General features: G+C 61.1%; 19 protein-coding genes. 7 read left to right on the top strand and 12 right to left on the bottom strand.

What is annotated here, in order from left to right:
- Positions 1 to 113 precede the first annotated feature (113 nt).
- From ABNU55_RS11390 to ABNU55_RS11380, 3 genes are read left to right on the top strand one after another with little or no spacing between them, the layout of a single operon-like run.
- On the top strand, positions 114 to 1,622 hold the full coding sequence (locus ABNU55_RS11390) for an acetyl-CoA acetyltransferase (protein ID WP_290752006.1): 1,509 nt from the start codon (positions 114 to 116) through the stop codon (positions 1,620 to 1,622).
- Between the two features lie 25 nt (positions 1,623 to 1,647).
- Positions 1,648 to 2,082 (top strand): hypothetical protein, encoded by a 435-nt coding sequence (locus tag ABNU55_RS11385; protein ID WP_290752004.1) that lies wholly within the window; start codon positions 1,648 to 1,650, stop codon positions 2,080 to 2,082.
- Complete coding sequence (locus ABNU55_RS11380; RefSeq protein ID WP_290752002.1) at positions 2,079 to 3,065, top strand: zinc transporter ZntB; 987 nt, start codon at positions 2,079 to 2,081, stop codon at positions 3,063 to 3,065. The genes ABNU55_RS11385 and ABNU55_RS11380 overlap by 4 nt, the downstream gene beginning before the upstream one ends.
- 24 nt (positions 3,066 to 3,089) lie before the next feature.
- Here the strand turns inward: ABNU55_RS11380 and ABNU55_RS11375 are convergent, their stop codons facing one another.
- The 12 genes from ABNU55_RS11375 to ABNU55_RS11320 form a co-directional block, all read right to left on the bottom strand.
- Positions 3,090 to 3,752, bottom strand: a complete 663-nt coding sequence (locus tag ABNU55_RS11375) for a DUF938 domain-containing protein (RefSeq protein ID WP_290752025.1) — start codon at positions 3,750 to 3,752, stop codon at positions 3,090 to 3,092.
- 56 nt (positions 3,753 to 3,808) lie between these two features.
- Positions 3,809 to 5,554 (bottom strand): class I adenylate-forming enzyme family protein, encoded by a 1,746-nt coding sequence (locus tag ABNU55_RS11370; RefSeq protein ID WP_290752000.1) that lies wholly within the window; start codon positions 5,552 to 5,554, stop codon positions 3,809 to 3,811.
- Positions 5,555 to 5,652: 98 nt separating this feature from the next.
- Complete coding sequence (locus tag ABNU55_RS11365) at positions 5,653 to 6,285, bottom strand: hypothetical protein (protein ID WP_290751998.1); 633 nt, start codon at positions 6,283 to 6,285, stop codon at positions 5,653 to 5,655.
- 78 nt (positions 6,286 to 6,363) lie between these two features.
- Positions 6,364 to 6,975, bottom strand: a complete 612-nt coding sequence (locus ABNU55_RS11360) for a hypothetical protein (RefSeq protein WP_290751996.1) — start codon at positions 6,973 to 6,975, stop codon at positions 6,364 to 6,366.
- 100 nt (positions 6,976 to 7,075) lie between these two features.
- Positions 7,076 to 8,992, bottom strand: coding sequence for a 1-deoxy-D-xylulose-5-phosphate synthase (dxs, locus tag ABNU55_RS11355; RefSeq protein ID WP_348764367.1), 1,917 nt, complete (start codon positions 8,990 to 8,992; stop codon positions 7,076 to 7,078).
- A gap of 53 nt (positions 8,993 to 9,045) precedes the next feature.
- Positions 9,046 to 9,930: a polyprenyl synthetase family protein gene (locus tag ABNU55_RS11350; RefSeq protein ID WP_290751992.1), complete on the bottom strand. Its 885-nt coding sequence runs from the start codon at positions 9,928 to 9,930 to the stop codon at positions 9,046 to 9,048.
- 11 nt (positions 9,931 to 9,941) lie between these two features.
- A complete protein-coding gene (locus ABNU55_RS11345) occupies positions 9,942 to 10,190 on the bottom strand; it encodes an exodeoxyribonuclease VII small subunit (protein WP_290751990.1) in 249 nt (82 codons plus the stop codon).
- A 73-nt stretch (positions 10,191 to 10,263) separates the two neighbouring features.
- The gene (locus ABNU55_RS11340; protein WP_290751988.1) at positions 10,264 to 10,872 is read right to left on the bottom strand and encodes a histidine phosphatase family protein; all 609 of its coding nucleotides are present in this window, start codon (positions 10,870 to 10,872) and stop codon (positions 10,264 to 10,266) included.
- Positions 10,873 to 10,948: 76 nt separating this feature from the next.
- On the bottom strand, positions 10,949 to 12,121 hold the full coding sequence (locus tag ABNU55_RS11335; protein WP_290751986.1) for a GNAT family N-acetyltransferase: 1,173 nt from the start codon (positions 12,119 to 12,121) through the stop codon (positions 10,949 to 10,951).
- 73 nt (positions 12,122 to 12,194) lie between these two features.
- Positions 12,195 to 13,052 (bottom strand): signal peptidase I, encoded by an 858-nt coding sequence (lepB, locus tag ABNU55_RS11330; protein ID WP_348764364.1) that lies wholly within the window; start codon positions 13,050 to 13,052, stop codon positions 12,195 to 12,197.
- Between the two features lie 199 nt (positions 13,053 to 13,251).
- The gene (locus ABNU55_RS11325) at positions 13,252 to 14,319 is read right to left on the bottom strand and encodes an MBL fold metallo-hydrolase (protein WP_348764366.1); all 1,068 of its coding nucleotides are present in this window, start codon (positions 14,317 to 14,319) and stop codon (positions 13,252 to 13,254) included.
- Between the two features lie 80 nt (positions 14,320 to 14,399).
- On the bottom strand, positions 14,400 to 15,779 hold the full coding sequence (locus tag ABNU55_RS11320) for an L-serine ammonia-lyase (RefSeq protein ID WP_290751980.1): 1,380 nt from the start codon (positions 15,777 to 15,779) through the stop codon (positions 14,400 to 14,402).
- A 129-nt stretch (positions 15,780 to 15,908) separates the two neighbouring features.
- Between ABNU55_RS11320 and ABNU55_RS11315 the strand changes: the two genes are divergently transcribed.
- The 4 genes from ABNU55_RS11315 (at position 15,909) to ABNU55_RS11300 (ending at position 21,968) form a co-directional block, all read left to right on the top strand.
- A complete protein-coding gene (locus ABNU55_RS11315; RefSeq protein ID WP_290751978.1) occupies positions 15,909 to 17,393 on the top strand; it encodes an amidase in 1,485 nt (494 codons plus the stop codon).
- Between the two features lie 31 nt (positions 17,394 to 17,424).
- Positions 17,425 to 18,213: an enoyl-CoA hydratase-related protein gene (locus ABNU55_RS11310; RefSeq protein WP_290751976.1), complete on the top strand. Its 789-nt coding sequence runs from the start codon at positions 17,425 to 17,427 to the stop codon at positions 18,211 to 18,213.
- Positions 18,214 to 18,477: 264 nt separating this feature from the next.
- A complete protein-coding gene (locus ABNU55_RS11305) occupies positions 18,478 to 20,820 on the top strand; it encodes a TonB-dependent receptor (protein WP_348764363.1) in 2,343 nt (780 codons plus the stop codon).
- 143 nt (positions 20,821 to 20,963) lie between these two features.
- A complete protein-coding gene (locus ABNU55_RS11300) occupies positions 20,964 to 21,968 on the top strand; it encodes an NAD(P)-dependent alcohol dehydrogenase (protein WP_290751972.1) in 1,005 nt (334 codons plus the stop codon).
- Positions 21,969 to 22,072: the final 104 nt, after the last annotated feature.

Here is a 22,072-nt window from a genome sequence, read left to right as displayed (position 1 = left end):
CATGAACCTCTGGGCCAGCCTGGCGGTTCCTGCGCGATGTGGCGCAGCGTCATGCCTTGCACGCCGGCAGGAGACACCAGACAGTGGCGCCAGCAGATTTGAGGAGTGAAGTGATGGCAAAAGGGTCAATGCCGGTTCTGGTCGGTGTCGGACAATCGATGAGCGAGTGGGACGGAACGCAAGGTCCCGACGGCGCGCCCTCGCCTCTCAGCCTGGCCGTGACCGCATCCAGGGCGGCAATCGAAGACGCCGGCATAGACGCCTCGGCCATCGACACGCTGACCTTTGTGCGCATCTTTGAGGATTCGGTGCGCGGGGCCAAACACCCGCACGGACACAATACCAACCTGCCCGGCACGCTCGCCCGCGATATCGGCGCCAAGCCAGCTCGCCTCATCTATTCCGATGTCGGCGGCCAGAGCCCGCAGGCCCTTGCTGGTGAGATGGCCAATCGCATTCATGCCGGAGAGCTTGATGTCGCCCTGATCGCCGGATCGGAAGCCAACCGGGCCTCAAAGGGGGCGCTCAAGAACAAGGTCGAGATCAACTGGGCCGACAGCGATGATGCCGATTACGAAGATCGCGGCCTTGGCGGCGAAATGCTTTCACGCGCAGAAATCAAGCATGGCCTCGTCGCGCCGGCTTTCTTCTATGCCCTGTTCGAGAACGCCATTGCCGCGCGCGAAGGGCGCACGCGCTCAGAGCAGCGCGAGGCCATGGCGAAACTCTTCCATCCCTTTTCCAAGGTCGCGTCCGACAATGAGTATTCGCAGTTTCCGAAAGAACGGTCTGAGGAATTTCTCGCGACGCCATCGCCCAAGAATTATGAATTCGCAGACCCCTTCCTGAAATGGCATATCGCCCAGGATGCTGTGAACCAGGGCGCCGCTGTCCTCATCATGTCGGAAGACAAGGCCGATGAGCTTGGCGTGGCAAAGGACAAGCGCGTCTATCTGCATGGCGCCGGCGAGGCGAGCGACGACCTTCTCTCACTGCGGCCCAAGCTCGATGGCTCCTGGGCAATGGAACAGGCCATCTCCCGCGCGTTGGATCAGGCAGGCCGCACCTCGGGCGGCATTGCCTATTTCGATCTCTATTCCTGCTTTCCCTGTGCTGTGTTCTCTTCCACAGCGGCGATGGGGATCGACCCGTTCACCGATGAACGGCCTCTGACGCTGACGGGCGGGCTGCCCTTCTTTGGTGGCCCGGGCAACAATTACTCCATGCATGGGCTGGCAGAGATGGCGCACAAGCTGCGCGAGGAAGCTGGCGCTTTCGGCCTCGTCCTCGCCAATGGCGGCTGGATGACCAAGGAAGCGGTCGGCGTCTGGTCGACCACCCGGCCGGACACCTTCAAGACCGTCGAGCCCGCCGCCAAACCAACAGAGCAGGTGGAGCTTGATCCAGAACCCAGCGGCGGGACGGTCGAGACCTATACGGTCGTCCATGGCCGCGAAGGCCCGCAGCACGGCGTCATCCTTGGGCGCACGGATGAAGGCAAGCGCTTCATAGCCATCGCAGATCCGGTCGCCCTTGACCACCTGCGTGAGGAGGAAAGTCCCGTCGGCGCGCGGGTTACGACCCGCACCAAGGACGAGATCACACATTTCAGCTTTGCCTGACCTCTTCATGCGGTATGTCTGGCTTATGAAACAGACACGTCTCTTCGCCAGCCTTGCCGCGGCCCTCACAGGCGCAGCCCTTCTTTCGGGCTGCGCCACCCAGCCTGACCCCTGCACACCTGAATGGGTGGAGTGGAAGAGCGACCAGATTTTCGACCAGTTCGCCTCCTCCAATATCGACACGATCCGCGCCCTTCAGCGTGTTTCCGGCGATATTGATAATCCGGGGCCCCTGCTCGCGATCCAGCTTGCCACGCTTGCGGATGATTTCACCGATCTTGCCCAGGACTTCGACAGGATCGTCCTGCCCGAGCTCAATGATGCGATCGATCAGTGTGCCGGTTCGCAGGAGTTCATGCCCGCCTTTTCCAGCTTCCTGCGCGATGAGGGCGTGGGTGAGGATGTCATCGTCTGGATCGAGGCGCTCGGCTATGTCGCCATGGAGCAGCGCCGCAGATGAGCGAGACGGCCTCGAACCCGCTCCTTTACGGTTTCGAATTTGATGCAGATGGACATGCAAAACGTCTGACCTGGGAAGACGTGAAATCCGGTCCTGCGGAACGTCCCGGCGTCTATCGCTGGCTTCATCTCGACCGGCTCTCGCCGGAGGTGCGCGACTGGCTGACAGAGACCAGCGGCATTGATGAGGTGATCGACGAGTCGCTGCTGCAGGAGGACACAAGGCCACGCTGCCTGCGCCACGGGCCCGGTCTGCTGATTAACCTCCGGGGCGTGAACCTCAATGAAGGCTCGGAGCCAGAAGACATGATCGCCATCCGCATGTGGATGACGAGCGGCGTCGTCGTCTCCCTGCGGGCCTTTCATATAAAAGCGGCCCAGGATCTGCGCGAAGAGATCATGGCCGGCGAGGTTCCGCGCTCGACCGGCGAGATTATCACCTTCATCGCCGCGCGGCTGACAGACCGGATCGAACCTGTCGTTGCTGAGCTCGATGCACAGGCCGACGATTTCGAGGATGAATTGCTGGCGCCGGGCGCAAGCCTGCCCAAGACAGCGCTCGCAAATTTCAGGCGCAAGGTCCTCGCCCTTCGCCGCTACATCATCCCTCAGCGCGAGGCCCTGGCCCATCTTGCCCGCGAGGGCGAAGGTCTCCTCTCGCAGGGGGACATCCTCTATCTGCGGGAAATCGCCGACCGCGTCACCCGGATTGGCGAAGAGCTCGATTCCATCCGCGAACGTTCACTCGTCCTGCAGGAACAGGTGATCGAAGAGCGCAGCGAGCGGATGAACCAGCGCCTTTTCGTGCTGGCCATCATCTCCGCGGTCTTCCTGCCGCTAGGCTTTGTGACAGGCCTGTTTGGCGTCAATCTTGGCGGCATGCCGGGCGCGGGCGACCCGCTGGCCTTCACCTTCCTGTGCACGGCCATGCTGGTGGTGACGGGTGGTCTTCTATTTCTCTTCCGAAAGATGCGCTGGCTCTGACTCCCCGGGCGGAGGGGACGTGGCTCAGCGCTTTTCGAAAATGACGCTCAGATTATTGGCCGGCATGTCGATAACCGCTGCCAGCGTCAGCCCCGACTTCTCTGTGAGGGGGATAATCTCGTGATCGAGGTCACGAACACCCCAGCTTTCATCGCGCCGCTTCAGATCCTCACTGAACCGGGCATTAGAGGGCGCGATGACGCCCGCGCGCGCGAAAGGCCCATACAGCATCAACCGGCCACCAGAGGCGAGCAGCCGCCCTGCTCCGGAGATGAGCCCCTCGGCGGCCTCGAAGGGCGCGATATGGACCATATTGGCGCAGAAGATCGCGTCGCAAGCGCCGGGTCTTTCAGCCTCCCCCCAGCCGGCTTTGGAAGCATCGACACGAAGGGGCCCCGAGAGACGCCCCTCGCGCTTTGTATGCGCAACCCAGGCCGCCTGACTGGCGAGACTGAGCTCATCCAGGTCTGAATAAGTCCAGCGAAGCGATTGAAAACGCTTGGTAAAATCGACGCCATGCTCCCCGGTGCCGGACGCAATTTCGAGGATATGCCCCTCTACCGGCATATGATCGGCAAGGACGTCGCCAATAACCTCGCGGTTGCGGGCGGCCGACGGCGAATACCGCCGGCCATCCTCACCCGTGTTCCGGTTCTCGAGCGCAACGGACTTTCCGCCCGAGCCGATATCGTCCTGATCATTCCCGGCGATAGCGCTACCTCCGCTGGACTGGCTGCTGTGTGCTAGTTTCTTGGCGAAAACTGCTCACGCAGGACCGGTTTCAGGATCTTGCCATTGGCGTTGCGCGGCAAAGGTTCGTCTTGGAATATGATCTCAACCGGAACCTTGAAGGCCGCAAGCTGGCTGGCGACATGCGCGCGAAGCTCATCCTGGGTGACGGCCTTGCCGGGTTTGAGCTGTACGACTGCGCCGACTTCCTCACCCAGCACCTTATGCGGAATGCCGACAACGGACGCATCCATCACCGCCGGATGGTCATAAAGCGCGTTCTCCACCTCGATGCAGTAGATGTTCTCACCGCCCCGGATCAGCATGTCCTTCGCGCGGTCAACGAGGTAGAGAAAGCCTTCCTCATCGAGCCGGGCAAGGTCACCCGTAACGACCCAGCCATCCTTGAAGGTCTCAGCGGTCGCATCCGGACGATTCCAGTAGCCCTTGCAGTTTGCCGGGCTCTTGCACCAGAGTTCGCCCACCTCGCCGGCTGGCAGGGTCTCGCCTTCCGGATTGACCACTTTCAGTTCGACCGCCTTGGGGGGCGCCCCGGCGCTTTGCGGGCGGTTCACATAGTCTTCGCCGATATTGAGCGTTGCCGTCGCGCAGGTTTCCGTCATGCCCCAACCATTGCCGGGCATGGCTTCCGGAAACCGCTTCTTGATCGTCGACACAAGCTCTGGCGCAGAGGGCGCACCGCCATATGAAACGGCCTGGATCGAGGAGAGATCGTACTTGTCACGGTCAGGGTGCTCCAGCACCTGCCAGGCAATTGCGGGCACGCCGCCGATCGCCGTGATCTTTTCTTCCTCAATGATCGGCAGGGCCTTGCCCGCATCCCATTTATACATGCTGACAATCTTGTCGCCGCGCAGCATGGTCGGGATCAGGACGGAGAATGAGCCTGTCGCGTGGAAATACGGGATGGCGAGCAAGGCCGCGCGCTGCTCATTGGGATCCGGTTCTGGCGGCTGTTCTCCACGGCGCAGGAACATACGCGCCTGACAGGTCATCGAGTTCAGAATGTTGGAGATAATCGCCCGGTGCGTGGCGAGCGCGCCCTTTGGCCGGCCAGTCGTGCCGGACGTGTACATGATCGTGGCTTCATCGTCCGGGCCGACGTCCACATCCGGCAGGCCCTTATTCTCCAGCCCAGCCCAGTCGCCAGGCTCACCGATGAAACTCTCGAAATTATGGATGCGCGGATTATTGCGCTCTTCCTCGGTTTCCCGGGCAATGACCACCGCTTCCAGCTCGGTGATTTCAGGCATGTGGTCGCGGATGCGCTCGTATATCTGGGGATCGACAACGGCCACCTTGGCGCCGCTATTCTTCAGACCGTATTCCAGCTCCTCGCCCGTCCACCAAGAGTTCATCGGCGTCGCGATCGCGCCAATGGAAAGCGCGGCAAAAAATGCGACAGGCCATTGCGGATAGTTGCGCATGATAATGGCAACACGGTCGCCCTTCTCGACGCCGAACTCATCCTTCAGCACATGGGCAAAATTGCAGACGGCCCGCCAGTGAGCCGAAAAGGTGACACGCTCATCCTCGAAAACCAGAAAGGTGCGCTCGCCGTGCATCTGTGACGCCTCAATCAGGAAGCGGAGCGTCGGCGGAGCCTCTGGATAGTAGCGCATTTTCACGCCATTGATTTCACCTTCGGCGACGGCGAGCGGGGTTCCCGGCTCGGCAAGCTTTTCATTCGCCTGCGCAATGGAAAGTACGGGCCATTCAGGCGCGCCATCTGCGGACATCACGATTCTCCCTGGTCGTTCTCATAGGTCATGCGCACTCAATCATGAGCGGCCCGGTCAGGAAAGAGGCGCGAGCCGGTCAAATGTCGCATTTCGACCTAGTTCATCCGGTTGCAGAACTGGACCGTGCGTTCAGTGCCATCCGGCTCAACCAGGGCGTATGAGCGCCCGCCCGGATTGGAGCCATCGCAAAGGTGGCCAATCTGATACATATCCAGCAGATAAGCGTTGTCCGGTTGAAGGGCGTTGGCGGTCATGATGTCGCCTGCCTCAAGATGGCGCCCAAGCTTGAAGAGGATTTCGAAGCGTTCCTCTGGCCTCACCTCACCGGAAAGCCGGCGCACCAGCTGTGCCTGGCTTTGCTCGGCCTTTTCCAGCAGTGAAGCCGCCTCACCAGAGACGTCCGACGCGGGATATTTCGCCAGAATCTCCTGCGTGTCTTCAATCGCGCCTTCGATGTCGTTGCCCTCTTCGTAGCGGAGGGTCGCGCGCGCATAGAGCGTGGCTGCCATCTCCTCGGCCGTGAGGTCCGGTTCGGCGAGGAGCTGTGACAAGCGATTTATGGCTGCTTGCTCATTGCCGGCTTGCTCAAGCGTGGTGGCGGTGTTTATCGCCCGCTCATAGTCGCTGAGCTCAGCGGCTGCAGCGGCCGCGTTCTCGGGTGGGGAGCTGGTCGTTGCACACGCGCCGAGAAGCGCCAGAGCGGCGAGACAGGGAAGTAATTTGCGCATGTAAAACACTCCTGGAGGCTGCGGCTTGCTCAATTGTCAGCACAAGCTAGCAGACCCCCATCAGGAATGTCGCGCAAATTAAGAGGTCGCGCCCGTTTCGCACCATTTCAGCTCGGAGAGATGCGCCGTATTCTCCCCATATTCCCAGCGCTGGCCTTCCCCGGATGGCGCCCGGCAGAGATAGCCCGCCGCCTCCAGAAGGCCCGCATCGTAAGGATCGGGAGCGAGGCCGGAATTGCGGAAACGCTCAGCGGCGGCTGAGACCTCCCCAATGGCGACCTTGTCGTCAAACCATTCGGGCAAGGTCTGGAGTCCCGCAAGCCGGCTGCGAGCGGCATTCAGCTTGGCCTGCGCCACGCCGATCCGTTGTTCAATATCGGAACTTGCGAGGCCGTTTTCAGGTATGGCAGCCGCCTGCTGAAAGTCATCTATGGCAGCGGGAAGCTCAATGGACTGCTCGGTGCGAATCACGCCGCGCTCATACAGAACCTTTGCGCGCTGGACAGGCGTCAGAGTCTGCGTTTCGGCCATCTTGGCAAAGGCGTTGATAGATGCATAAGGGTGCCAGGACGATCTGGCGTCGGTCACGGCTGTCTCGAAAGCCGCAGGCTCCATCGGCACGAGCTTTGGCGACGTTTCACAGGCCCCAAGCAGGACTGCCGTAAGAGCAGCAAGCGCTATAAGTCTCATTCGTTTCCTCATGAAAGGCAGGTTTGCGACAAGCCCAGGGTGATGACCCGGCGCCTCGACATACCGATTGACAGAAAAGTTAGGCGAACTTGTGTCCAACTCACGCTCTGGCGAGGCGGTCAATCTCCTGCATGTCCCCGCGCCCAAGCGCCTCAATGGCCCTTGCCGCAATACTGCGGGCATCCAGACCGGCCGCGGCGTACATGAGTTCCGGCTTGTCCTGATCCTGGAAAATGTCCGGCAGATGAAGTGTGCGTACCTTCAGGCCGCCATCCAGCGCGCCGGAGTCGGCCAGATGATGCAGGACAAACGCACCGAACCCGCCGCGCGCGCCCTCCTCGACGGTCAGCAGGACTTCGTGCTCCCGCGCCAGCCGGTTGATGAGGTCTTCATCCAGCGGCTTGGCAAAGCGGGCATCGGCGACCGTACAGGAAAGACCCTGCGCCGCCAGCATTTCGGCAGCCTTCAGTGATTCCTGAAGGCGCGCGCCGAGCGACAGGATCGCAATGGTCGAGCCTTCACGCATGACACGGCCCTTGCCGATTTCCAGCGCCGTCGGCGTTGCCGGAAGATCGAGACCGATACCTGCGCCGCGCGGATAGCGGAACGCGCTTGGCCTGTCGTCGATCTCGACCGCCGTGCGTACCATGTGGACGAGTTCGGCCTCATCGGCCGCAGCCATGCAAACAAAGCCGGGAAGCGCACCGAGATAGCCGATGTCGAAACTGCCCGCATGTGTGGGGCCGTCAGCGCCAACGAGGCCGGCCCGGTCGATGGCGAACCGCACCGGCAATCTCTGGATGGCCACATCGTGAACGACCTGATCGTAACCGCGCTGCAGGAAGGTGGAGTAGATGGCCGCAAAGGGCCGCATGCCGTCGGCCGCGAGGCCGGCAGCAAACGTCACGGCATGCTGTTCTGCGATGCCGACATCGAACATGCGTTCAGGAAATTCCTGTTCGAAAAGATCCATGCCCGTGCCGCCAGGCATGGCCGCAGTGATGCCGACGATACGGTCGTCCTTGCGCGCCTCTTCGATCAGCGCCTTTGCAAACACCTTGGTGTAGGCGGGCGGCCCGGATTTCGATTTCTGCTGCTCGCCCGTGACGACATCGAACTTTGCAACGCCGTGATACTTGTCGGCCGAATTTTCGGCCGGCTCATAGCCTTTGCCCTTCTGCGTCACGACATGGAGGAGCACGGGGCCCGTCTGCATCGCCTTGCAGTTTTCCAGAACGGGGACGAGCACGTCGAGATCGTGTCCGTCGATGGGCCCGACATAGTAGAAGCCAAGCTCCTCGAACATGGTCCCGCCCATCGCGAAGCCGCGCAGATACTCTTCTGCCTTGCGGGCCTGCGCCTCAAGGCCAATCGGCTTGGCAATGGATTTGGCGAATTTGCGAAGGCCGCGATAGGAGCGCGAGGAGACGAGCTTGGAGAGATAATGGCTCATGGCGCCCACCGGCGGCGCGATGGACATGTCATTATCGTTCAGGATGACCAGCATGTTGCTGAGGTCTGAGCCTGCATTGTTCATCGCCTCATAGGCCATGCCAGCGGACATGGCCCCATCACCGATCACGCAGACAACCTTGTTGTCCTTTTCCATGAGGTCACGCGCCTTGGCAAAACCGAGACCTGCGGAGATCGAGGTCGAGGCGTGCGCCGCACCAAAGGGATCATATTCGCTTTCGTCGCGCTTGGTGAAGCCGGAGAGGCCCCCGCCCTGGCGAAGGGAACGGATACGGTCCCGGCGCCCTGTGAGGATCTTGTGGGGATAGCACTGGTGACCGACATCGAAGATCAGCTTGTCGTCAGGTGTGTCGAAAACCGAATGGATGGCAAGCGTCAGCTCGACAACGCCAAGCCCCGCGCCAAGGTGGCCCCCTGTCACCGAAACGGCATCGATCACTTCGGACCGCAACTCATCGGCCAGCTGCTTCAGCTCCTCGCGGGAGCGGGACTTCAGATCAGCGGGCGAATTGATCGCATCGAGAAGGCGTGTCTTGGCTGGCAGGCTCATGCGGCCGGTCCTTTCTACGGACTTTTGTTCCAATTCGTGGTTTTGTTCTAGCGTGTCCGGTCCAGAACATAATCAACCGATTGCAGCAGGATATTGGCGCGATCACGGAAAAAATCGAGATGCTGCCTCGCTTGGGCTGCAAGCAGTTGTACCCGTTCGCGCGCGCCTTCAACGCCAAGAATCGTGACGAAATTCGCCTTTCCGGCATCTGCATCGCTGCGCAGTGTCTTGCCGACAACGGTCTGATCGCCGGTCGCATCGAGGAGATCATCCGCGATCTGGTAGGCCAGACCGAGATCCTGCGCGAAGCCGGCAAGCGCGTGGCGGGCATTGACGCTCGCGCCGCCGATAATGGCGCCCGCCTCCACCGAATAGGAAATGAGTGCCCCGGTCTTCAGCCGCTGCATGCGGGTTATGGTATTGAGGTCGCGGGGGCTGGCTTCCTGCAACATGTCGATCATCTGGCCGCCGACCATGCCATTGGCCCCTGAGGCATCGGCCAGCCTTTCGATCAGGCGCAGACGCACAGCCGGGTCGGAATGTGTATCTTCACTGGCAAGTATCTTGAAGGCGAGCGTCAGAAGCGCATCGCCGGCCAGCACAGCGGTCGCTTCATCGAACGCCTTGTGTACCGTGGGCTGTCCCCGGCGCAGATCGTCGTCATCCATGCAGGGCAGATCGTCATGGACAAGCGAATAGGTGTGGACGCATTCAAGGGCAGCGGCGGTACGCAACAGCGCTTTTTCATCGCCCTCGAACAGGGCGCCGGTCTCAATGACATAGAAGGGCCGCATGCGCTTGCCGTTGGCGAGCGCAGCATGGCGCATCGCGCGCATAAGGTCGGCCTCCGGTCCCTGCGCTGGCGGGATGAGCTGGTCCAGCGCCACCGTTACCTTGTCAGCGATTTCGGTCAGGCGCGTCTCAAACTCCATAAACCGGCTCCTTATTCGAAGCTTGCGCTCTCGGTGGCGGGTTTGCCGTCCGGGCCCTGCACGATCTGTTCGATCCTGAGCTCCGCCGCCTTCAGCCGGGCTTCGCAATGGGCTTTCAGCTTTGCGCCGCGTTCATAGATTGCGATCGACTTTTCCAGCTCGACTTCGCCGCCTTCAAGCTTGCGGACAATGTCCTCAAGCTCTCTCAGCGCCTGTTCGAAGCTCATCTTGTCAATATCCTGCGCCGTCTGATCGGCCATCAGATCTGCTCCACATAAATCGGTGAGACGCCGCACCCTAAGCAGCTCGCAGCTGCATCACAATGGGCGGACTTCAAGATTTACCGCGATATTCGTAGATGCGGTAACTCCAGTACTTGTCGCCGCCATCGCGTACACAGACCCAGCCGATCCGTGCCATGGCAGGGCGCAACATACGGTTAAACCAGCCATGGGCGGCCAGATAGACCTTACCTTCGGCGGCGGCCTCGTGAAGCTGACGCGCAGCCTCATTGGCCCGCTCGCGCGCCTGACGGTTACTCTCCCCGTCCAGGCTGTGCCCATACAGCCAGGCCGTACGGGCAATGACGTTCCAGGTCTTCGGCAGGTATTTCCGGTTGCGAAACCGTGGTGGCGGCAGAGGCGCCTCAACGAAGACGGGACAGGTTTCCGGCTCCTTGCCCGTCGCAAGGCGGGCGGTCTCGACGGCCCGCGGCGCGGGAGAGCTGAGGATGACATCCGCATCGGCGACAGCTGCACGCAGATTGTCCGGCACCAGCTGATCTTCCGCCAGACTGCCCGCCTCATACTGGTCCCACCAGTCGCGATATTGCTTCCAGTCAAGACGCGGCCCCGCGGTCCGGTCGAGCGCGGGCCGGCCGTGACGCGAGACGATGATTGGCCCGCGCGCCGGTTTTTTCTTTTCGCGCCTGGCGGCCTGCATGGTGTCCTGCCCCTCGAAAATAGCGATGCGCGCGAGGCTTTCACGACTCGCGGCCCAATCTCAACCGATGTTGCGCTTAGCTGGACGCGTCGCTATCGGCAAGCTCAAGGGCTGCAGCCGCCCGCCCGAATGCCTTGCCGATCCCGACCAGACGGCCGGCCGGACGAATCTCGCTGATACAGACCTGATCGAGCCGCCGGCGGGCTGACTTCATCACCTCTGAAAGCCGACTGTCGAGGTGAAGCTCGCCCGAACGCCAGGCTTGGCCGAAAAGCCGTTCGGGACGGATTGCGATTGTTTTGGCGCGCACAACACCGGACCCTGTCGGCAACTGGAAATTGGAGTAATGCCGCTTGTAGTGATCGAGCCCCGGGCCCGCATCATATATCTTGGGCCCTGTCTGCGCCGCCATCGCCTGCAGCATGTTCTGAACGACAAAGTTGCCCGGCGAATACTGGGCGGCACCAGCTTCATAGGCGGTCAGCCACCCATGCACGATCTTGTCCGACTGGATGACCAGCTCGCTGGCAGCATGATTGCCGTCGAGATGGAGACTGACCAGGCGCAGACGGAAGCGGTCGGACCGGAAATGCCGCATCCGGTCGATCAGCCGCTGGGCCCAGTCGCTGGCCAGTACATCGTGGCGCCCGGTGCGGCGAAACTGCTCGCGTTTGAGAAAGATCAGCCGGTTGAACGTGTCATCGCTCTTGTCGTCGATCCGGAATTCGACATCGGTGAAATCGCGTTCCATGTTGCGTTCCAGCCGGCGCATTTTCTTGAAGTGCTTCGGCCAGCGCTCATTCTGGTTGGCAAGGAAAGCGTCCCAGCCATCGCGAAGATCGCTCATATTTGCGCCGGCCATGGTCAGGCGGCTCGAACTCTCCGTGTCCTGCGGCAGCCAGCCAAAGGTCGACATGCCGACAAATCCGAGTCCCTTCAGAAACGCGTGCGCCGTGAGGGCGGTATCGCCCGACAGGACCGGCCCGTGCCAGTCGGAAAAAGGCCCGCCAATCGGACGAGCCCATGCGCCTGGACGGCGATGAAGCGGCCAGACGCCCACCAGCGCATCGCCCTGAAAGGCGAGCCCGATCCGCGCATCCGGACGAACGTCCGCAACCAGTTGCGCATAATGCGGATCGAAGAAGGGATCGTCATAGAGGCTGCGCGCATCGCGCAGGGCGTGAAACCCGCTCCAGAGCTCAGCGCTCATCTCGTCGGCGCGAAGAAGGCGGAAATTCATCTGTCCCATCACGGCCCTATTAGCCGGACAGGATTAGGAATTTGCAAAGAGCGCGTCAAAATTCGCGCCTATGGTTAAAGGGCTAAAGCCCTCTCCAGAGGCGTCTTTTCATGCATGGGTCGGCATTTGCGCTCTTGCAAGAATAGGTCGACAGAAGCACGGTATCTGCGCGGCCGATCAGGTTTTCGGCAGGCACGAAACCGACCGATGCCTTCTCAGGCGACACGCCGGGCGGGAGTTCACAGCCTGCCTCATCAATGATGCCATCGTCACCGACGGGACAATGACCCGTGATCGAACGGCCGTCTTCTGAATTGTCGCGATTGTCGCCCATAAAGAGATAATAGCCTTCGGGCACGACAAAGAGAGGCGTGTTGTCGAGGCTGCGGATCTGGCTCGGTCCCTGCTGCCATTGGTGGGTCAGCCAGGATTTGTCGCCAATGGTCTCACGGTATTCGCGCGCGGTCTCAGTGCCGCGGAAATCGTGCGGGGTATAGGTGATGCGGCGGACGAATTCGCGCTCAATCGGCTCGCCATTGAGATAAATCTGCTCGTTAAGCATCTGGACCCTGTCGCCCGGCAGCCCGATGATCCGCTTGATCATGACCCTGTCGGTGTGGGGATGCATGAAGACAGCCACGTCACCACGTTCGGGCTTGCTGCCGAACACCCGGCCCTCGCCCTCCGGAACGAGGCGCCATGCGCCCCAGGGCAGGCTGTAGCGGCTATAGCCATAGGCGAATTTATTGACGGCGACGCGGTCCCCGACCTGGAGATTCGGCACCATGCTTTCGGAAGGGATGACCCGCTGCTCATAAATGAGAAACGAGAACATATAGAAAGCCGGTATGAAGATCAGCAGTGTGACGGCCCATTCCTTGAGCTCGTGCAACACCTTTTCCTTCAGGGTCCGGTTCTCCCCGGCCTCTGTGTCAGTCATGTCCGATGAAGTGCTCATGACAGGCTGATCTTGATCCCTTGCAGCGAGCACCTTGCCCGGCTGTTAAACCTCTGGCCGGTCTCGCAGCGGAGCAAGACGGCCAGCGAAGGCTTTGGGGGTCCGGGCCTCTCCGGTCAAGTAGATCATCGCGCCCTTCTGCGTTTCGCAGGTCCCTGTGACACTCGTGCAGCGGCGCGATTCAGGCTGCGCGGTACCAGTCGATCCCCTCTTCATCGCGTTCGACGACCGCTTCACCTTGCGCAATCAGATAGTTGAGATGCGCCAGCGCCTCACCCGTGGCGAGGGATAGCGAATCGTCGCCGATCTTGCGCCCGAAGATAGCCGGGAAGGTATCCACCACACGGCGCGGCGCCTCCGACAGGCGCTGACGCAGGCGCCGCAGGCCGACATCGTGGCCGCGAACCAGGTGATCCAGCCGCTTGTGCGCGCCCCGGAAGGGCGTGTTGTGAGCTGGCAGGACGAGCACGTCTTCGGCGACCGTCGCCTTCAGCTTCGAACAACTCTCCAGCCAGTCCTTGAGCGGGTTCGCCTTCGGCTCTGTCGGATGCACGGAGACGTTGGAAGAAATGCGCGGCAGGAGCTGATCGCCTGAAATCATCACATTCTGCTCCTCGCAGTAGAGGCAGGCATGTTCGGGCGAATGGCCGCTGCCGGTCACCACGGTCCAGTCATGGCCGCCAAGCTGGATGACCTCTGCGTCCTCAAGCCGGCGATAGGCGTCGGGCATCTGGCTCACGCCCTGACCGAACCGGCCAAACCGCTTACGGTAATTCTCGATCTGGTCCTCGCTCCAGCCGGCCGCCTTGTAGAAGTCGATCCCGGCTTGCGGCGCCTCTCTTCCTGTGTCGGCGACCAGCATGCGGCAGGAAATGTATTCCAGCTGGCTCATCCAGAGCTGCGCACCGGGGAACTTACGGGTCAGCCAGCCCGCATTGCCGACATGGTCGGGGTGCATATGGGTGACGATCACCCGCCAGACAGGCCGCCCGCCAAGCTTGTCCTCGAAGATGGTGCGCCAGGCCTCTTTGGTTTCCGGCAGGGGCATGCCGGTATCGACAATCGTCCACCCCTTCTCACCGTCATCAATGAGCCAGAGATTGATCCATTCGAGGGCGAAAGGCAGGCGCATGCGCAGCCAGTGCAGGCCAGGAATGATCTGTGTCGTCTCACCCGGCTGGGGGGTCTTGTCGTCAAAGGGGTATTCGAGGCCGGGCCGCGCCGGTGTTTTGGTCTGAAAGCCATCCATAGGGCCAAGAATGCCATGCGCTTGCCGTTTCACCAATCCATGACGGCGGGGAACGCCAGCGCAAAAACAGTTCGCTGCACCTAACAGGCGATGACATTGACGGCGAGGCCGCCGGTGCTGGTTTCCTTGTATTTGTTCGACATGTCATTGCCTGTCTGGCGCATCGTCTCGATCACCTGATCGAGGCTCACCTTGTGCTGGCCTGTACCCTGAAGCGCGAGCCGGGCCGCATTGGCCGCCTTCACCGCCCCGAAGGCGTTGCGCTCGATACAGGGAATCTGCACAAGCCCGCCAACCGGGTCACAGGTCAGGCCCAGATTGTGCTCCATACCGATTTCTGCCGCGACACAGACTGTCTCGGCATCGGCGCCCCAGACAGCCGCAAGGCCGCCTGCTGCCATCGAACAGGCCACGCCGACTTCGCCCTGGCAACCCATCTCCGCGCCAGAGATGGAAGCGCGCTGCTTGTAGAGAAGGCCGATACCGCCCGCAGTCAGTAGAAAGCGGCGCGCCTTGGAAAGGTCCAGCCGGTCATCGTCGCAACAATAATGGCGCATGACCGATGGCAGGATGCCAGCCGCTCCATTGGTCGGTGAGGTCACCACCCGCCCCCCGGCAGCATTCTCTTCATTGACGGCCATGGCATAGACATTCAGCCAGTCAAACAGCTGCTCGCGCTCATTCGACCCTGGATTATCGACGAGCCTGCGATAGAGATCCGGTGCACGGCGCTTCACATCCAGCCCACCCGGCAGCGTCCCGTCCGCGGCGAGGCCGGACGCAATGCAATCCATCATCGTATTCGCAATTTTATCGAGCCTTTTCTGTGTCTTGTCGCGGGATCTTCGTGCGTCCTCGTTGTGAAGCACGAGTTCATCGACGCGCCAGCCATGCTGCTTGCAGAGGCCGATCATTTCTTCAGCCGACTTGAAAGGATGAGGCGCCCCGCGGGCGCTGGCGACCATGTCCCCGCTCGCGGGCTTTTCCAGCTGTTTGCGCGAGGCGATGAAACCGCCGCCCGTCGAATAGTACTCGCGGCTGTAAGGCTCTGTCCCCTCCGCGCCATGGAGGGTCAGCACCATGCCATTAGGGTGCAGTTTCGGCACGATATCGGTCGCGAACTGGATATCCTTCAGCGGATTGAACGCAATCTCAGGGCCGCCATCGAGCTGGATGGACTTTGTCTGAACGATTTCGCGAAAGCGCCGTTCGGCCTCGACGGGATCGGCGGTTTCGGGCTGCATGCCCTCAAGACCGAGCATCACGGCCTTGTCGGTGCCATGCCCCACGCCTGTGAGCGCGAGAGAGCCTTGAAGCGACACTTCGATACGGGTCGCCGTTTCGAGCCGGTCAGCCCGGTCCGCCTCCTGCAGGAAACGGCGCGCGATACGCATCGGCCCCACCGTGTGAGAGCTTGAAGGCCCAAGGCCGATACGAAAAAGATCGAGAACTGACAGCATGAAGTTGAAGCCCGGCGCACGAGAAAGGAATTTCCTTTCCGGGCTATATGGTGCTTGCCATTGCGGCAAGTCCGACGCACCTTCGGGCGGCAATCTGGCCCGTTAGAGGCCGACAGGGGAGAAACAGCCATGACCATGATGACCCGGCGCCGCCTTCTTGCAGGGGGCACGTCGCTCGCAGCCTTTTTGCCCTTTGCCAGCGCGTGTGCGCCTTCTGCCGTGATGAACGCGGGCACAAGGTCTGGCGACATGGATGGTGTGGCCATGGCTGCCAGGATCGCACGCGGCGAGACCACCTCACTCGAACTGACGGAAGCGGCCATTGCCCGCGCCGAGGCGGTGAACCCGCAGATCAATGCACTCGCCACGAAGACCTATGACCTGGCGAGAACCCGCGCGGCCGCCTCGCCTGAGGGCATTTTTGGCGGGGTCCCGACCGCGATCAAGGACCTCATAGACTGGAAGGGTGCGCCGACCATGTATGGCAGCCGGACTTTCCGCGGCAACATGGCCGAGGAGGATTCGGTTGTAGGGGCTCGCTGGCGCGAGATGGGGGTCGTCTCTATCGGCAAGTCCACCACGCCGGAAATCGGTCTCATTTCGTCCACTGAACCCCTCGTCACGGGGCCGACACGCAACCCCTGGGATCCGTCGCGCATACCGGGCGGGTCCTCCGGCGGGGCTGCGGCTCTCACTGCGGCACGAATCGTACCGTTTGCCCATGCAAGCGACGGGGGTGGCTCTATCCGTATTCCGGCAAGCTGTTGCGGTCTGTTTGGTCTGAAGCCGTCGCGCGGTGCGCTGGTCGATGCGCCCAGTAACGCACCAGTCGAACTCGGCGTGAATCATGCTGTGACCCTAACGGTCCGCGACAGCGCCGCCCTTTTCGCCGGGGCGGAGGCGGGCACGGAGCTTCCACGTATCGGTCGAATCACGGGCCCGGCGTCCCGCCGGCTGAAAATCGCATTTGCGCCAGAACCTCCGAACGGCGCCGAGCTGGACCCGCAGGTGCGCCGTGCGATTGAACAGACAGCGTCTCTCTGCAGTGACCTTGGTCATGAGGTGGTCGACTGGAAGCTGCCGATAGATGGCCGCAAATTCCAGGACCAGTTCATCTTGTACTGGGCAGCCGGCGCCTACCAGTTCCTGCAGGACGTTGCCGCCCATACCGGCAAGCCACCATCGGAAGAGCTGGTGGAGCCCTGGACACTGGGCCTCGCCAACTATTTCGGCGAACGCCAGAGCGAGTTTTCCGAAACGGTCGCAAATCTACAGGCCTTTCCGGCGATTTATGACGCCTGGTTCGAGGACTTCGATATTCTGCTGACGCCAACCGTCTCTGCCCCGCCGCCAAAAATCGGTACGCAGGCCCCAGACGGCGACTTCGAGGCGACGATGAAATCAGTGACCGATTTCGTCGCCTACACACCTTATATGAATGTCGCAGGGTCGGCTTCGATGAATGTTCCGCTCTTCTGGTCTGAAGACGGGCTACCTATTGGATCCATGTTCTCAGGCCGGCGCGGCGATGATGGCCGTCTTCTGGCGCTTGCCTATGAGCTGGAGGAAGCGCGCCCATGGATTTCACGTCGCCCCCGGCTCATCTCGACTTGACGGGGGCACCGGAAGCTGAAACGCGTGGCCAATGTCCCTGCAGGAAAACCGCCCCATATTTCTGACCGGCTCCGGGAGCTGCGCCGAAATCGTCATTAACGCGCCCGCACGACGCAACGCCCTCAGTATGTCGATGTGGTCGGCCTTGCCTGTCCTGGTGCGCACCGTGGATGCGGACACAGCAGCAAAAGTGCTTGTCATTCATGGCGGGTCCGCTGGCCATTTTGCGGCCGGCGTGGACATCTCCGAGTTTGAGACGATCTATGCGGACGAAAAGGCCACCCGCGAGACAACGGCCACTATCTCTACTGCCGTTGATGCCATCGCAAACTGCAGCAAACCGGTCGTTGCGGCGATTGAGGGCAGCTGTTTTGGCGCGGGTATCGCCCTGGCTCTGGCCGCTGATGTCCGCATCGCATCGAAGACGGCCCAGTTCGGCCTGCCGCCGGCAAAGCTTGGTATCGTCTATCCACCAGCAGACCTGAAACGTCTGGTCGACGCCATCGGCCCCGCAGCCGCCAAACGGATGCTGTTCTCTGCACGCCGGTTTTCCGGGCCTCAGGCCCTGGAAATGGGGCTGGTTGAGGAACTCGCCGCGCAAGGCGAGGCCCTTGATGCGGCAAAGACCTTTGCAGAAGAAGTCGCGGGTAATTCGGCCTGGTCTGTCCGGACACTGAAGTCGATGATCGCCGCGATTGACGAGGGCGCCTCTGAGGCGGCTCTCATGCAACATATGGTGGACGGCGCTGCGGGCGCTGACTTCCGTGAAGGCTACCGTGCCTTTCTGGAAAAGCGAAAGCCGCAGTTTCCTTCCGGCTGAAGCTCAGGCGCCGCCCGATTTTTCAACCTGTGGACAAGACCAAGCCCTGCTGCGCTGCACAAGAGAGCATCTCTGCCTAACCCCGGGTGATGCAAAGAAACCTCACCAATGAACTATTTTTCCATGGCAGTGGATTTGCCCATTGAGCAATTGCCTCGGCTTCCCTTAAGCGATGCTGCGATGCGATCCGCAACGGGTATTGTGGGTCCTGTCGATGAACACCGTTCAAAAAAGAAAAATATACCCAATGGGAGAACAATCGTAATGCAATGCAGCAAATTCCTCCTCGCCACCGTCGCGTCTGCGGCCATGTTCGCGCAGCTGCCTGCGCTTGCCCAGGACGCTGAGGAAGGTGATCGCGAGTCCGCCGTTGACCGGGTCCTTCAGAAGGTGACCGTGTCGGCGACCAAGAAAAAGAACGTCGAAAACGTCCAGGACGTTCCTGTTTCTGTCACCGCCTTCAATGAAGACACGCTCGACGCGCTCAACGTGACGACGCTGGAGAGCCTGTCCTACACGACGCCGAACGTTTCGCTGGACGATGTCGGCACCGCACGCGGCACCGCGAACTTCGCGATCCGCGGCCTCGGCGTGAACTCCTCCATCCCCTCCATCGATCCGGCCGTGGGCGTCTTCATCGACGGCGTGTATCTCGGCGTGAACAATGGCGTCGTTGTCGACCTGTTCGACCTCGACAGCGTGGAAGTGCTGCGCGGCCCGCAAGGCCTGCTTTTCGGCCGCAACACCACGGGCGGTGCGCTGGTCGTCAATACCGGAAATCCGACAGACGAATTCAGCTACAAGGCCCAGGCAACCTTTGACGGGCCGATCGACGATGATCGCGGCGGCCTCAACACCACCGTCCAGGGCACGGTTTCCGGTCCGCTGATCGACGGCGTGCTGAACGGCAAGATCGGCGCCTACTACAACACCGATGCCGGCTATTTCAAAAACCTCTATAATGACGACAATCACGGCGAAGCGCAGGTTGCGATCTATCGCGGTGCTCTTGAGTGGTTTGCGACCGAGCGTCTCTCCTTCCTTGCCAAGGCCGAATATACCGACAGCCGCGTCGATGGCCCTTCCGGCCAGAACCGCTCCTACTATGAGCGCGACACGTTCGACTTCTCGATCAACAGCCCAGGCACCGGCGAAGCTGAAACCATCTTCGGCTCGCTGCGCGCCGACTATGATGTCGATTTCGGCAACGGCCAGATCACCAACATCCTCGGCTATCGTAGCTATGATTCCGCCAGCAATGGCACGGATATCGACGCCACGCCTTTCACGCTCTTCCACTCCAATGCGGAGTTTGAGCAGGAGCAGATTTCCAACGAGCTGCGTTATGCCGGCACGTTCGGCAAGACCGACCTCACAACGGGCCTCTACTACTTCAACCAGACGCTCGACTACACTGAGAACCGCAATCTTCCGTCAACACGCCCCGCCCCCCTGCCTGCCAGCATTCCGTGGGAGTTCTATGGCGGCGGGTCGCAGGACCACACGGTGTATGGCGCCTTTGCCAATGTTGACTACTCGATCACGCCCGACCTGATCGCCACACTCGGCCTTCGTTATTCGAAGGAAGAAAAAGACGCGGATATCACCTATATCCGGCCGCGTCTGGAATGCTCTGTGGTCGATGGCACATGCCCGACCGAAGGGTTCAACCAGCTTCTCGCTGCGCTTGGCTCACAGGAGCCGAACGGCTTCTCCGATGGCGACGAGTGGTCGAACTGGACGCCCAAGGTTGGCCTCCAATACTACTGGGCAGACAACTTCCAGACCTATGGTTACTATACCAAGGGCTTCCGTTCGGGCGGCTACAACTTCCGCATCACGGATGTTGCCGTCTTCCTCAACCAGATCCTGCCGGCGACCGGCGGCGATTTTGGCTTTGACGAAGAAGAGGTCGACGCTTTCGAGCTGGGCTTCAAGTCGAGCAGCGAAGACGGCCGTATCCAGCTGAATGGTGCAGCCTTCCTGACCAAGATCTCCGACATGCAGCGTGAGGTGAACACCGCAGGTCCGTCTGGTGTCGTCCAGAACATCCTCAACACCGCCGATGCGACCATCAAGGGTGTCGAGATCGAAGGCCGCGTGGCATTCACCGACAACTTCCTGGTGAACTTCAATGCCGGCATCATCGACGCTGAATACGACGATGTCCGCTTCGACATCTCGGGCGACACAGTGGTGGACGAGCGCGATGAGCGTCTCGACCTGCCGCGTGTTCCGCCGATCACCTACGGTGTCGGTGCGATCTATGACATCAATCTTGGTGACATGGGCGCGCTCATCAGCCGCGCAAACTATCAGTATCGCGACCGGATCGCGTATACGGACAGCAATTTCGGCTGGATCCAGGATGCTCACCAGCTGTCGGCGAACATCACCTGGGAAACCCCGTATGATGGCTTCGACGTGTCTCTGTTCGGCAATAACCTGCTGGACAATGTTCAGGCCGGTAACGATACCCAGCTGCCTTTCCCGGGCCCGCTCTCGGACGGTATGCAGCGTCCTTACCAGACCTATCCGGGTGGCGGCACCTTCTCGCCGCTCAAGAAGGGCCGCGTCGTGGGTGTGGAATTCACGCTCCGCCGCTAGGCTGACATAGCTAGATGAACCGAAAGGGCGGCAGAGCGATCTGCCGCCCTTTTTCGTCTGCTGTACGAATATGACTTGGCTTTCGCAGGGGCAGCGATGCTTTCCACAGCGCAAAGCAAAACGCCATAAGGGAGCCAAAGTCCATGAAAGTTGCCAGCCTCAAGAAGCCGGGCGGTCTTCAGAATATCCAGATTGAAACCCGCGATGACCCCAAGCCCAAGGCCGGCGAAGTCCTGGTCCGGGTCAAGGCCAGCTCGCTCAACTATCATGACTTTGTCGTCGCACAGGGCGGGATCCCGGCACCGGATGGGCGTATCCTCATGTCGGATGGCGCGGGCGAAGTCGTCGAGGTCGGCGAGGGCGTCAGCCGTTTCAAGAAGGGGGACAAGGTCCTCTCCACCTTCTTCCCCGGCTGGCGGGATGGCCCGCCCGAGCTGGACAAGATGCTGGCCGTGCCGGGTGACCGGATCGACGGCTTCTCGGCCGAGCTCGTTGCGGCGTCGGCTGAAGGCCTGACCCGGATGCCGGAAGGGTGGAGCTTTGCAGAGGCCGCCACCCTGCCCTGCGCCGCGCTGACCGCCTGGCGTGGTCTTATGGTGGAGAACGCCATTCAGCCCGGCGACTGGGTGCTCACGCAGGGCACGGGCGGTGTTTCCATCTTCGCCCTTCAGTTTGCAAAAGCTGCTGGCGCCCGCGTCATCTCCACCTCATCCTCGGACGAGAAACTGGAGAAGCTGAAAGAGCTGGGCGCAGATCACGTCATCAATTATAAGGAGACGCCGGAATGGGGCGCCAAGGCCAAGGAACTGACGGGCGGGCGCGGTGTCGATGAGGTGATCGAGATTGGCGGACCGGGCACCATGGCGCAATCTATCGCTGCCTGCCGGATTGGTGGTCACATCTCTCTCATCGGCGTGCTGACCGGCATTTCGGGTGAGGTGCCGACCGCCGCCCTTTTCAGCTCAAACATCACCGTGTCGGGCATCACTGTGGGGGCGCGTCAGCATCAGGAAGACATGATCGCCGCCATTGAAGCAAGCGGCATCAAACCGGTGATCAGCGATCACTTCCCGCTAGAAAAACTCGCCGACGCGTTCGCCCATCAGGCGAGCCAGAAACATTTCGGCAAAATCGTCGTCGACATCTAGCTCTGGGGTAAATCGCAGTCTGGACAGACAGGCCGGCACGCCCGGCCTGTCTTGTTTTAGGTTGAGGTATCGAATTTTTCTATAGCGCATGCCGTGCGTTTTGA

This window comes from uncultured Henriciella sp. (assembly GCF_964005855.1).
GTDB lineage: Bacteria > Pseudomonadota > Alphaproteobacteria > Caulobacterales > Hyphomonadaceae > Henriciella.
Note: the sequence above shows the minus strand (reverse complement) of the source record. Positions and strands in the feature narration are given on the sequence as shown.

Bases quoted from the DNA above. Each gene is read 5' to 3' on its own strand.
- ABNU55_RS11305 (WP_348764363.1), top strand. From the start codon at position 18,478: ATGCAATGCAGCAAATTCCTCCTCGCCACCGTCGCGTCTGCGGCCATG.
- ABNU55_RS11325 (WP_348764366.1), bottom strand. From the start codon at position 14,319: ATGGATGGCTTTCAGACCAAAACACCGGCGCGGCCCGGCCTCGAATAC.
- ABNU55_RS11390 (WP_290752006.1), top strand. From the start codon at position 114: ATGGCAAAAGGGTCAATGCCGGTTCTGGTCGGTGTCGGACAATCGATG.
- ABNU55_RS11385 (WP_290752004.1), top strand. From the start codon at position 1,648: ATGAAACAGACACGTCTCTTCGCCAGCCTTGCCGCGGCCCTCACAGGC.
- ABNU55_RS11315 (WP_290751978.1), top strand. From the start codon at position 15,909: ATGACCATGATGACCCGGCGCCGCCTTCTTGCAGGGGGCACGTCGCTC.
- ABNU55_RS11370 (WP_290752000.1), bottom strand. From the start codon at position 5,554: ATGTCCGCAGATGGCGCGCCTGAATGGCCCGTACTTTCCATTGCGCAG.
- ABNU55_RS11360 (WP_290751996.1), bottom strand. From the start codon at position 6,975: ATGAGACTTATAGCGCTTGCTGCTCTTACGGCAGTCCTGCTTGGGGCC.
- ABNU55_RS11345 (WP_290751990.1), bottom strand. From the start codon at position 10,190: ATGGCCGATCAGACGGCGCAGGATATTGACAAGATGAGCTTCGAACAG.
- ABNU55_RS11380 (WP_290752002.1), top strand. From the start codon at position 2,079: ATGAGCGAGACGGCCTCGAACCCGCTCCTTTACGGTTTCGAATTTGAT.
- ABNU55_RS11335 (WP_290751986.1), bottom strand. From the start codon at position 12,121: ATGGGACAGATGAATTTCCGCCTTCTTCGCGCCGACGAGATGAGCGCT.
- ABNU55_RS11300 (WP_290751972.1), top strand. From the start codon at position 20,964: ATGAAAGTTGCCAGCCTCAAGAAGCCGGGCGGTCTTCAGAATATCCAG.
- ABNU55_RS11310 (WP_290751976.1), top strand. From the start codon at position 17,425: ATGTCCCTGCAGGAAAACCGCCCCATATTTCTGACCGGCTCCGGGAGC.
- ABNU55_RS11320 (WP_290751980.1), bottom strand. From the start codon at position 15,779: ATGCTGTCAGTTCTCGATCTTTTTCGTATCGGCCTTGGGCCTTCAAGC.
- ABNU55_RS11365 (WP_290751998.1), bottom strand. From the start codon at position 6,285: ATGCGCAAATTACTTCCCTGTCTCGCCGCTCTGGCGCTTCTCGGCGCG.
- ABNU55_RS11340 (WP_290751988.1), bottom strand. From the start codon at position 10,872: ATGCAGGCCGCCAGGCGCGAAAAGAAAAAACCGGCGCGCGGGCCAATC.
- lepB (WP_348764364.1), bottom strand. From the start codon at position 13,052: ATGACTGACACAGAGGCCGGGGAGAACCGGACCCTGAAGGAAAAGGTG.
- ABNU55_RS11350 (WP_290751992.1), bottom strand. From the start codon at position 9,930: ATGGAGTTTGAGACGCGCCTGACCGAAATCGCTGACAAGGTAACGGTG.